At 61.1% G+C, this 13846-nt stretch carries 12 protein-coding genes and 1 tRNA gene; 8 read left to right on the top strand and 5 right to left on the bottom strand.

Translation table 11 applies throughout. The features are described from left to right. Nucleotides 1-14 precede the first annotated feature (14 nt). Nucleotides 15-1997 (bottom strand): DUF6600 domain-containing protein, encoded by a 1983-nt coding sequence (locus QQL64_RS14135; protein WP_284400837.1) that lies wholly within the window; start codon nucleotides 1995-1997, stop codon nucleotides 15-17. A gap of 244 nt (nucleotides 1998-2241) precedes the next feature. On the opposite strand from QQL64_RS14135, the gene QQL64_RS14130 reads away from it, so the two are divergent. The 6 genes from QQL64_RS14130 (at nucleotide 2242) to QQL64_RS14105 (ending at nucleotide 6443) form a co-directional block, all read left to right on the top strand. Further along, nucleotides 2242-2315 (top strand) — tRNA-Gly (locus tag QQL64_RS14130). A gap of 55 nt (nucleotides 2316-2370) precedes the next feature. Beyond that, entirely contained in the window at nucleotides 2371-2823 is a 453-nt protein-coding gene (locus QQL64_RS14125) for an ATP-dependent zinc protease family protein (RefSeq protein ID WP_284400836.1), read from the top strand. After that, nucleotides 2820-3713: a 30S ribosomal protein S6--L-glutamate ligase gene (gene rimK / locus QQL64_RS14120; RefSeq protein WP_284400834.1), complete on the top strand. Its 894-nt coding sequence runs from the start codon at nucleotides 2820-2822 to the stop codon at nucleotides 3711-3713. Before QQL64_RS14125 ends, rimK begins: the two co-directional genes overlap by 4 nt. 339 nt (nucleotides 3714-4052) lie before the next feature. Further along, nucleotides 4053-4739, top strand: coding sequence for a response regulator transcription factor (locus tag QQL64_RS14115; RefSeq protein ID WP_284400832.1), 687 nt, complete (start codon nucleotides 4053-4055; stop codon nucleotides 4737-4739). Then, nucleotides 4723-6018 carry a sensor histidine kinase gene (locus tag QQL64_RS14110; protein ID WP_284400830.1) on the top strand — a complete coding sequence of 432 codons (1296 nt, stop codon included), beginning with the start codon at nucleotides 4723-4725 and terminating at the stop codon, nucleotides 6016-6018. The genes QQL64_RS14115 and QQL64_RS14110 overlap by 17 nt, the downstream gene beginning before the upstream one ends. An 83-nt stretch (nucleotides 6019-6101) precedes the next feature. Next, nucleotides 6102-6443 (top strand): endonuclease domain-containing protein, encoded by a 342-nt coding sequence (locus QQL64_RS14105; protein ID WP_284400828.1) that lies wholly within the window; start codon nucleotides 6102-6104, stop codon nucleotides 6441-6443. Nucleotides 6444-6498: 55 nt separating this feature from the next. Here the strand turns inward: QQL64_RS14105 and QQL64_RS14100 are convergent, their stop codons facing one another. Then, a complete protein-coding gene (locus tag QQL64_RS14100) occupies nucleotides 6499-7881 on the bottom strand; it encodes an L-serine ammonia-lyase (protein WP_284400826.1) in 1383 nt (460 codons plus the stop codon). Nucleotides 7882-7957: 76 nt separating this feature from the next. Between QQL64_RS14100 and QQL64_RS14095 the strand changes: the two genes are divergently transcribed. Further along, entirely contained in the window at nucleotides 7958-8191 is a 234-nt protein-coding gene (locus tag QQL64_RS14095) for a glutaredoxin family protein (protein ID WP_284400825.1), read from the top strand. Nucleotides 8192-8229: 38 nt separating this feature from the next. Here QQL64_RS14095 and QQL64_RS14090 read toward each other — a convergent pair whose 3' ends face one another. The 3 genes from QQL64_RS14090 to QQL64_RS14080 are packed head-to-tail and all read right to left on the bottom strand — an operon-like array spanning nucleotide 8230 to nucleotide 10021. Continuing rightward, entirely contained in the window at nucleotides 8230-8793 is a 564-nt protein-coding gene (locus QQL64_RS14090) for a YceI family protein (protein ID WP_284400823.1), read from the bottom strand. Then, complete coding sequence (locus tag QQL64_RS14085) at nucleotides 8790-9371, bottom strand: cytochrome b (protein ID WP_284400821.1); 582 nt, start codon at nucleotides 9369-9371, stop codon at nucleotides 8790-8792. Before QQL64_RS14085 ends, QQL64_RS14090 begins: the two co-directional genes overlap by 4 nt. Further along, nucleotides 9368-10021 (bottom strand): YceI family protein, encoded by a 654-nt coding sequence (locus QQL64_RS14080; protein WP_345782656.1) that lies wholly within the window; start codon nucleotides 10019-10021, stop codon nucleotides 9368-9370. Before QQL64_RS14080 ends, QQL64_RS14085 begins: the two co-directional genes overlap by 4 nt. Nucleotides 10022-10214: 193 nt before the next feature. Here QQL64_RS14080 and QQL64_RS14075 point away from each other — a divergent pair, with 193 nt between their 5' ends. Continuing rightward, nucleotides 10215-13817, top strand: coding sequence for a hybrid sensor histidine kinase/response regulator (locus tag QQL64_RS14075; protein WP_284400819.1), 3603 nt, complete (start codon nucleotides 10215-10217; stop codon nucleotides 13815-13817). The last annotated feature ends 29 nt before the right edge of the window (nucleotides 13818-13846 follow it).

Raw genomic sequence — 13846 nt, 5'->3', positions numbered from 1 at the left:
GTGCGTTTCGAACTTCAGTGCTGATTGTCGTTCTTGCCAGATGGCGGTGCGCTTTGGTGGGGTCTTGGTGCGCTTTGCGGGTGCGATTCCTGCTCGGGAGGACGTCCCTGCTCCTGACGCCCAATCTGCTGCTGGGGCTCATATCGGTAAGGCTGAGGCTGATAGGAGGGGTTCGGCTCCGGCGGGCGTTGTTGGGGCACGTATTGACGTTGCTCAGGCACGTAGTTGTGCGCGCGCTGCGCGGCGTCGAAACGCTCCTGCTCGACATTTTCCTGCGGCTGCGCATAGGGCCGCGGCGCGGGCGCGTAACGTGGAGGCTGTTCGACCTGCCGAACCTGTTGGGCTGGCTCGAAGTGCGGTACCTGCGGGAGGGTAGCGGGACGCGGTGGATTGGCTTGCGTCTCCACGGGTGCAGCAGGGCGTGCGAAGTTTTCCGGATGCATCGGCTCCGGGATGGGGTTGGGTGACCTGGGGCGAACACCCAGCACGCGCACGTTGGAAGCCGGCTGGCTCGAGCGGAACGAAGCAGTAGCCGCCACTGCCGCCGCAGGCCTACCGACGGCCACGACCTGTCGGTTGAAACTGGTCGACGGAAGTGGCCGCGCGTTTATCAATCGCGGCTGACCGAAGCTGGCGGATGATGGGCGCTGCAAGGTGGTAGGAGCGATCACCGCGGCGGCAGCCATCTGCTGCGGGTTCATGTGCACCTGACTGCTCTGTACGTTCCGTGCGCTGGCAAAAGCCTGAGCGGGCACCGCCGTGAAGGCATGCGGCGCGTTGCGGTTGGCGTAGGTCGCATTCGGTACCGGGCGTCCGCTCTGATAGAAGCCGTACTGGTGATGGATGTTGTCGAGCAAGGCACCCCGGTCGTAGCCTCGGCCGACCGTGATGTTGGTGATATTGACGTTGGTGTAGTAATTGCGAGAGCTGCGGTACCACGGGTTATAGACCTCGTGCGGACCGAGCGGGAACCAGCCCACAGGGCCGCCAGCGCCGATACCGACGAAGGCCACCAGCGCCGGCGCATAGATCGGGCGTATGCGCGGCGGTCCAGGTATCCATCCCCATGCGCCGCGAATGAAAGCCCAGCGGCCGTAGTGATATGGCGCAAAGCCCCAGGGCAATCCGTCGACCCAGGTCCAGCCCCAAGGCGCGATCCATACCCAATGACCGTAGCGATAAGGTGCCCAGCCGACCACCACGTTGGCGGGGTACCACACGGCGCCGTAATCGTTGTCCACTTGCCAGTTGCCGTACTGGTTGAGGTCTTGCGCGCCGACTACGTCGTCCGACACGTACTGAGCGCTGGCCGTGTTCTCATACTGCGCATCGCGATCGCTGCACCAGGCATCGAACGCGTCGCTACCTTCGATCTCGCTCACGGCGACGCTGTTCAGCGTGGAATCGCTGAACAAGTAGCTGCGTCCGTTGTAGACGTCACGCTGTGCATTGTTCTCGCCAAAAACTACGCCGGCGCCCTGGAACACCGTCACCGTGGTGGAGACGCCATCGTTGCCGACGTCCACCCGGAAGCTGCCGGGTTGATCGATCACTAGCGCCAGCGTCGGTGTGTCGATTTCGTAGCTCGCGCCCTGGTCGAGGTTGCGGACTGTCAGGTTCAACGTGCCTTGGGTCAGCTCGAACTGGCCGACCTGCGTGTTGAGATTGAGCAGGCCGATATCGCTTTGGCCGTTGATGCGCAAGGAAGCGCCGCCCAGCTCCAGTTCGGCCCTGGCCCCCGGCCCGCTGGACAGTTTGTCGCCGTTGGTCAACGGACGATTGACGTCGGCGGCACTCCAGTCTGTGCTGCCTGCCGGCATCAGACCCAGGTCGCCGGCCGCATAGGCGAGTCGCGCCACCCGCGCCGGCGGATCACCGGCGTCACCTTGGCCGTCGTCCGACTGGGCATACGCGAAGCCGGCGCAAATCAACAACAACGCGGCAAGCGCGAACCGCCAGCCACGTGAAACTGAAAGTGCAGCATTGAGTGCACGCATGGGTTTGTCCCTGCTGTGGCGCGCGATGCGGTCGCGCTTCCGTATTCGTCCGTGTATAGGGCGATTCTGCGGTCGAATTATGAGCTTTAGCTTAGGGCGCAGGCAGCGGTTGCCGACGGTTTAGAAATGGCGATTCAGTCCGACGCTATCTCCGGTTCACGCAGCGTTGCCAGCGGTGAAAGGGTTGTATATGCACCTACGGATTCCAAAAGCCGCGCTCGCCGGGTTACCATCGCCGAACGTTGCGGGTGTAGCTCAATGGTAGAGCTGTAGCTTCCCAAGCTACTGACGAGGGTTCGATTCCCTTCACCCGCTCCAAATCATCTTTCCGGTTCCCCACCGAGAGTTTCCAAACCCGACAGCGTGAGCTGACATGGCGGACGTGATTACCCTCGGTTGGCGGGAGCGGCTGGCGTTGCCGCAGTTCGGCATCGCCACGCTTAAGGCCAAGCTCGATACCGGCGCGCGCAGTAGCTCGCTGCATGTCGATGAGCTGGAAACATTCACGCGTGATGGCGCGACGTGGTTGCGGTTCATGGTCGGGCTTGGTCGGCGCTCGGTGCGCAACGTGCAATGCGAAGCGCAGGCGCATGACCGGCGCGTGGTGGTCGATACCGGCGGCGGCCGCAGTGAGCGCTGGTTCATCCGCACCGAAGTGATGCTGGCTGGCGAACGTTTCGAGGTTGACATGAATCTGACCGATCGCCGACACATGCTGTTTCCTATGCTTCTGGGGCGCACCGCGTTGATGGGGCGCTTCACAGTCGATCCTGCTCTTTCCTACACCCTTCCACGGCCTGTGCAAACGACGATGGACAAACCATGAAAATAGCCATCCTCTCGCGCAACACGCGGCTATATTCCACGCAGCGCCTGGTGGAAGTGGCGCGTGAGCGCGGGCATGTCGTGCGAGTGCTCGATCCCTTGCGCTGCTATGTGCGGATTGCCCCTGGTTCGGTGGAAATCCGTTACAAGGGCAAAGCGCTGCACGATATCGATGCCGCAATTCCGCGCATCGGCACCTCCAGCACGTTCTACGGCACTGCGGTATTGCGTCAGCTGGAAATGATGGGCGTCTACACTCCCAATTCTTCCGATGCGGTGCTGCGCGCGCGCGACAAATTGCGCTGCCTGCAGATTCTTTCCGCGAAGGGCCTGGACATGCCGGTGACCGTCTTCGGCGACAACCCGGACGACACCACCGATGTGCTGGAGATGCTGGGCGAGCCACCGCACGTCATCAAACTCAACGAAGGCAGCCAGGGCACCGGCGTGGTGCTGGCGGAAAAACGCAGCGCCTCGCAGAGCGTGGTGGAGGCCTTCCGAGGTCTTTACGCCAACTTCCTGGTGCAGGAATTCATTGCCGAAGCCAAAGGCAGCGACCTGCGCTGTTTCGTGGTCGGCGGGCAAGTGGTGGCCGCCATGCAGCGCGAGGCCGTTCCAGGCGAGTTCCGCGCCAATCTGCACCGCGGCGGCACGGCGAGCGCGGCCAAGCTGACTGTCGCCGAAAAACGTATTGCGGTCAGCGCGGCACAGGCGCTGGGGCTGGGCATCGCCGGCGTGGACTTGCTGCGCTCCAACCGCGGACCCCTGGTGCTGGAGGTGAACGCCTCGCCGGGTCTGGAGGGGATCGAGGCCGCCACGGGGGTCAATGTGTCCGAGAAAATCATCCGTCATCTCGAACAGCACGCCGGAAAGGGTGCCAAGCGGGAATAGGGCAATGAAGCGGGTCGTGCCGTATAGAGGCGATCCTCGCCGCCCATTAACCAAGCAGTGAGCGCGCGTTAACTACCGCGTAACCCCGCCACTCCTATAAAGGCTCCACTGTTTGTTTGCTCGCCACTTCAATCGCAAGGTCCGGTGACAGCAGACGACGGTATCGGGGCAGTAGCTTCAGCCCGGATGCGGCGACGCACGGTCGCAGCACCCGGGCTTTTTCTTTGCCCGTTTTAGGGCGCTAAGGCTTATTCAGGATTCCGCTTAACATTTGCAGGCTTCCCTCGTTAAGCTTGAGCCTCCGCCGGCCTGTGTGCCGGTTGCGTATCGGAGAGACGCATGCGCGTTCTGGTGATTGAAGACAACAGCGATATCGCGACCAATATCGGCGACTACCTGGAAGATCGCGGCCATGTGGTGGATTTCGCCGGCGATGGCGTCACCGGCCTGCATCTGGCGGTCGTCCATGATTTCGACGTGATCGTGCTCGACCTGACGTTGCCGGGCATGGATGGTCTGGATGTAGCACGCAAGCTGCGCCATGAGGCGCACAAGCAGACGCCGGTCTTGATGCTGACCGCCCGCGATGCGCTGGAACAGAAGCTCACCGGCTTCGAATCCGGTGCCGACGACTACATGACCAAGCCCTTTGCTCTGCAGGAACTGGCCGCGCGGCTGGAAGTGCTGGCGCGACGCGGCAAGGGTCCACAGAGCCGAGTGCTCAAAGTCGCCGACCTCACCTATAACCTCGACACGCTCACGGTCACCCGCGAAGGCAAGTCGATTCAGCTCAATCCGATCGGCCTGAAACTGCTGCAAGCGCTGATGGAGTCCAGCCCTTCCGTGGTCACGCGCCAAGATCTGGAGCAGAAAGTGTGGGGCGAGGAACTGCCCGACAGCGACAGCCTGCGCGTGCACATCCACGGTCTGCGTGCCGCGATCGACAAGCCGTTCGAAAAGGCGTTGATCCACACCAGACACGGCATCGGTTACCGCATGGTCGATCCGGATGCAGTCCAGGCGTAAGCTGCGGTTTCGCCTTATCGTCTCGTTCGCGCTGTTTGGGTTTGGCCTGAGCGCGTTGTTTGCCGTGGCATCGTTGTACGTGCGAGCCAAGGTGGAGAACCAGCTGGTCAACGCGAGCCTGCAGAGCGACGTCAATCAAGCCGTCGAGGCTACGCATGTGGATCCCAGTCAGCCGGTGGGATCCCGATTGATCGACGCATGGATGTGGAGCGATCGCACGATCTACAAAGCACCTCTCGCCTGGCAGAATCTTGCTACCGGCGTGTACGACATGCATGACGTGGACAAGGACGGCCGTACACGGCATTACAAGCTTGCCGTTTCACGTAAATATGGCTTGATTGGCTTTATCAGCTACGACATCAGTCACGAAGATCTAGGCAAACGTCAGCTCATCACATCGCTGATTTCAGCCGTTATTCTGTTTAGCTTGCTGTCGCTGGCGATCGGCTTATGGCTGTCGCGCAAGGTGCTCAAACCCGTCAGCGAACTTGCCCGCCGCTTGCGCGATTTCCGCAAAGCGGGGCGGGCCGAACCGTTGGCGCCTCATTTCGCCGACGACGAAGTCGGCGAGTTGGCGCAGGCACTCGATGGATACTCCGAACGTCTTACCGCGATGGTCGAGCGCGACCGCGAATTCAACTCGGACGTGAGTCACGAGTTGCGTACGCCGTTGGCTGTGATTTCCAGTACCACCGAATTGCTGCAAGGATCTCCCGATCTTACGGAGAAGTTGCGCGAACGCCTTAAGCGTATCGAACGCGCGTCGCGTCAGGCTACTGAGCTGATTGAAGCTTTGCTGTTGTTGTCACGCGCCGAACGTCGCGGCCCGACGCGAGGCGAAACGACCGAAGTGACGAAGGTCGCCACCGATGTCATCGAGAGCCAGCGACCGCAGGTACGCGATAAGCCGATCGAAGTCGAGCTGATCCAGAACGATCCCTATAGCGTCAATGCACCTGCCTCCGTGTTGTCGGTAGCGCTGACTAACCTGATCGGCAATGCCATCAAGTACACACTTCAAGGTCGCGTTACGGTAAAAGTGGAGAAAGGACGGGTCGATGTGATCGACACCGGCCCGGGTATCAAGCCAGAAGATGCCGAACGTTTATTCCAGCGAGGTGTGCGTGGCGAGGGCGCGGGCGGCAGCGGCGCAGGCCTTGGCCTCGCCATTGTGCGACGCCTCTGCGAACTCTATGGATGGGATGTTTCGATCAGGCCACGCGCAGATACCAATGGTGCGATCGCCAGCATCGTGTTCGACCGTAGAGAGGCATAAGTGCTAGCTCGGCTCCTCCCCCTGCGTGCAGGGGGAGGTTGGGAGGGGGTAAAGCAACCTCGCGATCAAGCAACGGATCTGCCATGCAAGAAAAATGGAAGCGCGCACGCCAGTTGCGCCTCACTGCCACCGATGCGGAGCGTTGTCTGTGGCGTTATCTCCGTCGAGAAAATCTTGCGAACTACAAATTTCGTCGCCAATTCCCCATCGCTGGCTACATTGTCGACTTCGTCTGTATCTCGGCGAAGCTTGTTGTGGAGCTGGATGGTGGACAACACTTGGGCACGCGTGAATACGACGCAATGCGTACTCACATGATCGAAGCATGCGGTTATCGCGTGCTGCGTTTCTGGAATGATGATGTGTTGTTGCGCACGGAGAGCGTGCTTGAAGAGATTTTGCGGGACTTGCCAGGGCGGCATTAGAGCAAGAGCGACCCCACCCCAACCCTCCCCTGCAAGCAGGGGAGGGAGTCAAGCGTCAGCACTCGATCACGTTGACGGCCAGACCGCCGCGCGAGGTTTCCTTGTATTTGTCCTTCATGTCGCGGCCGGTATCGCGCATGGTTTTGATCACCTTGTCGAGCGAGACGCGATGCTTGCCGTCGCTCTTCAACGCCATGCGGCTGGCGTTGATCGCTTTGACAGAACCCATCGCGTTGCGTTCGATACACGGGATCTGCACCAGGCCACCGATCGGATCGCAGGTGAGGCCGAGGTTGTGTTCCATGCCGATTTCGGCCGCGTTCTCAATCTGCAGCACGCTACCGCCGAGCGCAGCGGTGAGGCCACCGGCAGCCATCGAGCAAGCGACGCCCACTTCACCCTGACAGCCGACTTCGGCGCCGGAGATCGAAGCGTTTTCCTTGTAGAGGATGCCGATCGCGGCGGCAGTAAGCAGAAAGTCGATCACGCCGTTTTCGTCGGACTTCGGACAGAAGCGGTGGTAGTAGTGCAACACGGCTGGCACGATACCGGCCGCACCGTTGGTCGGTGCCGTCACCACGCGGCCGCCGGCAGCGTTTTCTTCGTTGACGGCCAGCGCGTAGAGATTCACCCAGTCGAGGATGGTGAGCGGATCCTTGAGCGCCGCTTCCGGCTGGTTACGCAGTTCGGCAGCCATGGTCGGCGCGCGGCGTGCCACCTTGAGGCCGCCGGGCAAGATGCCCGGCGAGCGCAGGCCGCGCTCGACGCAACCTTGCATCGCTTTCCAAATGACCAACAGGCCCATGCGAATCTCCGCTTCGCTACGCCACACCTTTTCGTTTTCCATCATCAGTTGGGCGATGGTCAATCCGTGCTGTGCGCATAGCGCAAGCAGTTGATCGCCGGTAGCGAAGGGGTAGGGCTGTTCGGTGGTGTCGGCAACGATGCGGTCTTCGGCGGCTTCGTCGTGGTTGACCACGAAACCGCCGCCGACGGAGTAGTAGTCGCGCGTAGCTAGTTCGTTCCCTTCGGCATCGTAGGCGGAGAAACGCATGCCGTTAGTGTGAAATGGCAGCTTCTGTCGCTTGTTGAAAACGAGATCACGTTTCTCTTCAAACTCGATCTCATGTTTGCCGAGGATGCGGATGCGATGGGTTGTGCGCACGCGCTTGAGGATTTCCGGAATATGGTCCGGATCGACCTTGTCCGGCCACTCGCCTTCGAAACCGAGCAGCACCGCCTTGTCCGTGCCGTGTCCTCGTCCGGTCATCGCTAGCGATCCATAGAGTTCGGCACGAACCCGGGCAACGCGATCGAGCACGCCCTTTTCTTCCAGCCAGCGCTCGGCAAATCGGGCTGCGGCGCGCATGGGGCCGACGGTATGGGAGGAAGACGGGCCGATGCCGATCTTGAAGATGTCGAAGGCGCTGACAGCCATGGGTGTACTGCGATGACGGGGATGAACTGGCTATTCTACGCGTGCGTCCACTTAACAGCAGTCTATTCGCCTACGTATGGCCGAATTTGTGCTCTACCAACGGGATTACTGTCACCTATGCGACCAGGCGCTGGCCGTGCTGGCGCAAGCGCGTGCGCCGGATTTCGATAGCGTATGGGTGGACGACAGCCGAGAGCTGGAAGATCGCTACGGCACACGCGTACCGGTACTGCGAGATTTGCGCAGCGGACGCGAGTTGGATTGGCCGTTTGATGAATCGTCGGTACGAGATTTCTTCGACCGCGACTGAGCGGGCGCGCAGCGGTGCGCGCCCGGCATCAGGCATGCTTATTTCGCGCTAAGTACCAAATGCGCCGTGACTTTCACATCGGCACCGATCACCGACGTGTCGGCATACTGGCCGCCACCGACGCCGAAATCCAGCCGCTTGACAGTGCCACTCACATCCAAGGTTGCGCCGCTGCTCTGCGGCTTGAAGGTGATATTCAAGCTCACCGGCTTGGTCACACCGTGCAGTGTCAGCATGCCATCGGCAATCACCTGACTGCCTTGCTGATGGAAAGCGGTGGTGACGAAATGTGCCTGGGGATACTTCGCCACATTGAAGAAATCCGGGCCCGGCAAGGCGCTGTCGCGATCGCTGTCGCCGGTCTTTGCGCTGGCGAGGTCCACGCTGACATCGAACTTCGATGAAGCCAATTTGGCTTGGTCGTAACTGATTGCGGCGGTCCATTTGTCGAAATGACCGTCGAATCCACTGCCCTGGAAACTGCTGCTGAAGCCGAGCGTGCTGCCGGTCGGTTGGACGGTGTAGTCGGCAGCGCTGGCGATGCATGGCAGGGTCAGCGCAAGCAGCAACACGAGCGGACGATGCTTGAAGCGAAAGATCATGGGAGTTCTCCTGAAGTGGCTTTGCCGGGACGCACACGACCAAACGGCAGCATGCGTCGCAATACGTTGTCCTGATCGAATACATGGTGTTTCAGTGCCGCACCCACGTGCCCCACCAGCACCAGCAGCAACAGATAAAAAAGGTACTCGTGAACCGCGTGCGCAGTACGCGTCAGATCATCATTTTTTGCGGCGAACGCAGGCAGATTGAACAATTTAAACCACTGCAGCGGATAGCCGTGGACGGAGTTGTACCACCAGCCGCTCAGCGGTAAAGCGAGGATGAAGCCGTACAGCAACACATGTGTGACATGCGCCATGATGCGCTGCCAGCGTGGAGCAGGCTCGTCCGGTGGCGCGCGATCGAACAGGCGCCACGCCACGCGCAAGGCAAACAGCGCAAGAATGGTCAGGCCGATCGACTTGTGTAGCGCGTAGACGCTGATCTTGCTCATCGAGGGCGACATACCCGTCATCAGCAGTCCCCACACACCGTTGCCAAGGATTCCCAGCGCCACGACCCAATGAAAGAATTTGGCAATGGATCCCCATTGGCGGTTGTCACTGCGCAAGCTCATGGTTGCTCCTTGTTGTTGATCGGTTTGTCGTCGCTCGATGTCTGACTATCGCGGATGCCTTCCAGTTCGAGCCAGATCGCTACGTTATGTCCGATGGCCTCAGGAAAACCCGTCACGCCGAAAGCCGTGCGGTCGAGCGTGGCAGTGGCCGAAAAGCCAGCGACGGTATGCATGCCGTAGATCGTCTTACCGACGCGATTGACCCGAAACGGAATGTCGATTGGCTGACTACTGCCGTGCAGTGTAAGCACGCCGTGCAACACACCATGCGTGGCGTCCTTGCGTTCCACCGAACTGCTTACGAAATGCGCGGTTGGATAGGCCTTGCAGTCGAGCAATGAAGGCTTGCACACCGCGTTGTTCCAGGCCGCATCGCCCATGTCCACGCTCGTTACGTCAATGTCGAGCTCGGTGCTGGAGCGGGACCAGTCGCCGGGATCTAACCGCAGCCAGCCGTGGGCCACGTGCAGCCGTCCCATGGGTCTCGAGAAGCCATCGTGGTCGATGCTGAAGACGATCTGGCTGTGCACGGTGTCATAGCGATAGGTATCGGTTGCTGCTTGGGCGGCAAGCGACATCGAGATGCCACCGGCCATGCCTAGTACCAGGACGTAGCCTCTGAGGGCCGGGAACGGGGGGCGGCGAGTCATGCCGGAAGTCTGGCCGAAACAGTGCAGAGCTTCCAGCACGGGCACGGGAACGGATCGTTGCCGTTGTAGCGACACCCAATCAGTTAGCGTTAACCCACGGATGGGACATGCGGTTAGCCCCCGGATTTGGCATGATCGACGGGAGCGGTGCGCGCGAAGGGGGCGCGCTGCCTGTATGCCTGAGGGGGCCACTGTGTCGGTTTTCATGTTGGGACTGGCCTTCCTGCTGAGTGCCTCCGCACCAGGCGGACAGTCGTCGGCGTCGCTCGCTTCGTCCGAACCCATTCCGCCAGCCGCCTTGCATGCGCCGGACGCCGCGCCGCTGCCCACCCCCCAGTTCCGCCGCTATGGCATCGACGACGGGCTGCCCAGCAGCAGCGTTTATGCGGTGGCGCAAGACCATGGCGGCGCCATGTGGTTTGGCACCAAGGGTGGCATTGGCCGTTTCGATGGCGTGCACTTCCAGGTTTTCCGTCACATCGAGAACGATCCGGATTCGCTTTACAACAACGAGATTTCCACGCTGATCGTCGATCGTCAGGGTGACATCTGGGCCGGCGGTCTGGATGCGGGCCTGAATCGCTATGACGCCGTTTCCGGCAAGTTCACGCACTGGGGACACGATCCCTCCGACCCCCACAGTTTGGCCAGCGATCGTGTCTGGGTGATCGCGCAAACCTCCGATGGCGTGATCTGGGTCGGCACCAGTGCAGGGTTAGACCGCATGCTGCCCGACGGTCGCGGATTTGAGCACGTGACTAACCCGGTGCTCGGTTTGTACCCGCAAGATTTCGGTGCCGTGGCCGCGTTGTACGCCGATCCGCGGGGCCGGTTATGGGCGGGTTCCGATCGGGGAGTGTTCCGCCGCGATACCGACGGAAATTTCGTGCGCATCAAGCCGGCCGATCCAACGCAATCGATGGACGCGTGGCGCATCGATGGCACGGACGACGAAGTGCGCATCTCCACCGATCGCGGTTTGCTGCTGGTGGACAGCAATGGATTGGCGCGTCCTTTCGGCGCTTCGGTTATTCCCGGCGTCAACGTCATGACCAGTACGCGCGATTTGGCCGGTCATCTATGGATTGGTACGCAGCGTGGCATGTATTTGCAGGCGCGTCGCGATGGGCCCATCACCAGCGTGATTGACCAGCCGCTGCTGTTCGGCGACTTACCGGGCGCCTGGGTCTGGCAAACACTGGTCGATCGCGAAGGCGGTGTCTGGGTCGCTTTGCTCGATGGCGGTGTGGGCTACCTTGCGCCGGGTTGGAACAGTTTCAGCCGATTCACGCATATTCCCGACGATCCAAGCAGTCTGCGCGATTCCGTGGCGACGACCATGGCGAAAGGGCGCGACGGGCGGCATGTCTGGGTCGGCGAGCGCGAAGGACGTGTCGATCGATTGGATCCGGTGACGGGTATCGTTGAACACATCCTCAGTGGTCTGCACGGCGACGTACTCGGTCTGACCGAAGACAACCATCAACGCTTGTGGGTGGCTCTGCAAGGTTCGCTCTTTCGCTACGACTACATACACAACCGGCTCGATCAGGTCGATCCGCAGGGCGACAAACTCAGGCGTCCGCTCGAAGTGGAACTGGGGCCGGACGGCAAAATGTATGCGCGTACCTTCGGTCAAGGCATCATGCGTATCGATCCGGAGACCTTGGCCGTATCGGAAGTGGCGATGGACAAGCCGAACGAAAAGGTGATGCTCGGCAGCCAGATGATGCTGTACAAGGGCACCTTCTGGTACGCCAGCGATGGCGGTCTGATGTGGCTGGACCAAGCGCGCGATCGATTCGTGATGGTGCCGGGCGGACCGGCGGGCGATTTGATCGACGCGTTCGACTTCGATCGCAACGGCTTATGGGTGGCCACGGAAAACGGCCTCATGCACTACCACGCCCAGGGACACGACATGGTGCTGGACCGGACGGTGGATGCGGCGCATGGTTGGCCCTCGCTGAAGGCGCTTGATCTCGATCTCGATTGCTTCGGCCGGGTGTGGATTTTTACGCACGATGGCTTGTGGCGCTTCAATCCCGCGAAGGGTAGCTTCCATCAGATCGGTCTGCAGGATGGCCTTGCGAACGGCGAGTTTGGGCGTGGCTATGCTCTGCTGCCCAGCGGTTACCTGTATGCCGCCACCTTTGGCGGCGTGGCCGGCTTCGATCCCGACAAAATCGAAGCGAAACCCGTGCCGCCGATACTGTCGATCACGCAAGCCACCGTGCATCGCAAGGGTGTGGAGCAGAGCCTGCCGCTAAGCGCGCAGCCGGTAACAGTCGGCTGGCGCGACAGTCAGCTGCATATTCAAGCACGCGTCTTCTCCTATATCGATCCGTGGGCCAATCAGTACCGATTCCGTCTTAACGGTTTCGATTCCGATTGGGTCGATCGCGATAATCACGGCGAACGCGAATTTGCCGGTCTCGGCAGTGGCGACTACACCTTGGACGTCATGGCTCGTGGCGCCGATGGCGGATGGGTGCACCTGAATACGCCATTGCTCATTCATGTGCAGTCACCACCGTGGCTGCGGTGGTGGGCGTGGCTGCTGTATGCGGTTTTGGCGATAGCGCTGGCCTTTTTACTGCTGCTGGCCTGGCGGCGCCGGCTGGCGCATCGGCATCGCATGCAGCTGGCTGAGCAACGACACCAGATTGCCGAGCAGGCGAGTGCGGCCAAAAGCCAGTTTCTGGCCACGCTCAGTCACGAGATCCGCACGCCGATGACCGGCGTGATTGGTATGGCCGAGCTGTTGCTCAGCACGCCGCTCAGCGAAACGCAGCGCGAATACGCCGAATCGATGCAACGCGCCAGCAACGTACTGCTCAAACTGTTGAACGATGCGTTGGACCTGGCGCGCATCGAAGCGGGCAAATTGGTGCTGGAGTCGGTGCCTTTCGATGTGCGCTCGCTGGCGAAGGACGTGGAGCGTCTGCAGAAAGGCTCCGCGCAGGCTAAGGGCCTGGCACTCGGTGTGCATATCGACGTGAACGTACCGGCTTCGCTGTTCGGCGATGCGATGCGCATCCGCCAGGTGCTGTTCAATCTCGTCAACAACGCCGTGAAATTTACCGAGCGCGGTAGCATCGGCATCCACGTGGGCTGGTTGGATGGCTATCTGTGGTTGGATGTAAGCGACACCGGTCCCGGCATTTCCGAAACGAGCCGCGTGCGTTTGTTCCGCCGCTTCGAACAGGACGAGGGGCCGCAGCGCAGCATCGGTAGCGGTCTTGGCCTGGCGATCTGCAACGAACTGGTGAGCTTGATGGGCGGCAGCATGGCCCTGGAGTCTACGGTCGGAGAAGGCAGCACCTTCCGTGTGCGATTGCCGTTGCAGGTGTCATCGGATACGACCCATGCACGGCCGGAACGTTCGGCTTCATGCGAAAACCGCGCGCTCGACGTGCTGTTGGTGGAAGGCGACGCTACCGTGACCAACGCCATCCGCGGCATGCTGGAGCATCAAGGACATCGCGTGCGTTGCGCGACCCATGGATTGAACGCGCTCGCCGAGTTGGCCCAGGAGTCTTGCGATGTCATTTTGCTCGATCTCGATCTGCCGGGTATCGACGGGTTCCAGGTGGCGCAGCTAATACGCCAAGGCGAAGGCGCCGGCGAACACGTGCCGATTATTGCAATGACCACGCGTACCCGTGCGGAAGAGACGGCACGCGGACATCAGGTAGGCATCGACGGCTTCCTGCGCAAACCGTTGACAGGCGTGCAGCTTTCCGCGGCGTTAGCGGCGGCATGGACGTCGCGATCGGAGACGGATCCTGCGTAGGCTGGAGACAGCGTCACGAACCCGGCGCG

It is taken from the genome of Dyella lipolytica, assembly GCF_030160075.1.
GTDB classification, from domain to species: Bacteria; Pseudomonadota; Gammaproteobacteria; order Xanthomonadales; family Rhodanobacteraceae; genus Dyella_B; species Dyella_B lipolytica.
This window is presented reverse-complemented; position numbering and strand designations above follow the sequence as displayed.

Bases quoted from the DNA above. Each gene is read 5' to 3' on its own strand.
- QQL64_RS14095 (WP_284400825.1), top strand. From the start codon at position 7,958: ATGGCCGAATTTGTGCTCTACCAACGGGATTACTGTCACCTATGCGAC.
- QQL64_RS14090 (WP_284400823.1), bottom strand. From the start codon at position 8,793: ATGATCTTTCGCTTCAAGCATCGTCCGCTCGTGTTGCTGCTTGCGCTG.
- QQL64_RS14085 (WP_284400821.1), bottom strand. From the start codon at position 9,371: ATGAGCTTGCGCAGTGACAACCGCCAATGGGGATCCATTGCCAAATTC.
- QQL64_RS14125 (WP_284400836.1), top strand. From the start codon at position 2,371: ATGGCGGACGTGATTACCCTCGGTTGGCGGGAGCGGCTGGCGTTGCCG.
- rimK (WP_284400834.1), top strand. From the start codon at position 2,820: ATGAAAATAGCCATCCTCTCGCGCAACACGCGGCTATATTCCACGCAG.
- QQL64_RS14115 (WP_284400832.1), top strand. From the start codon at position 4,053: ATGCGCGTTCTGGTGATTGAAGACAACAGCGATATCGCGACCAATATC.
- QQL64_RS14100 (WP_284400826.1), bottom strand. From the start codon at position 7,881: ATGGCTGTCAGCGCCTTCGACATCTTCAAGATCGGCATCGGCCCGTCT.
- QQL64_RS14080 (WP_345782656.1), bottom strand. From the start codon at position 10,021: ATGACTCGCCGCCCCCCGTTCCCGGCCCTCAGAGGCTACGTCCTGGTA.
- QQL64_RS14110 (WP_284400830.1), top strand. From the start codon at position 4,723: ATGCAGTCCAGGCGTAAGCTGCGGTTTCGCCTTATCGTCTCGTTCGCG.
- QQL64_RS14135 (WP_284400837.1), bottom strand. From the start codon at position 1,997: ATGCGTGCACTCAATGCTGCACTTTCAGTTTCACGTGGCTGGCGGTTC.
- QQL64_RS14105 (WP_284400828.1), top strand. From the start codon at position 6,102: ATGCAAGAAAAATGGAAGCGCGCACGCCAGTTGCGCCTCACTGCCACC.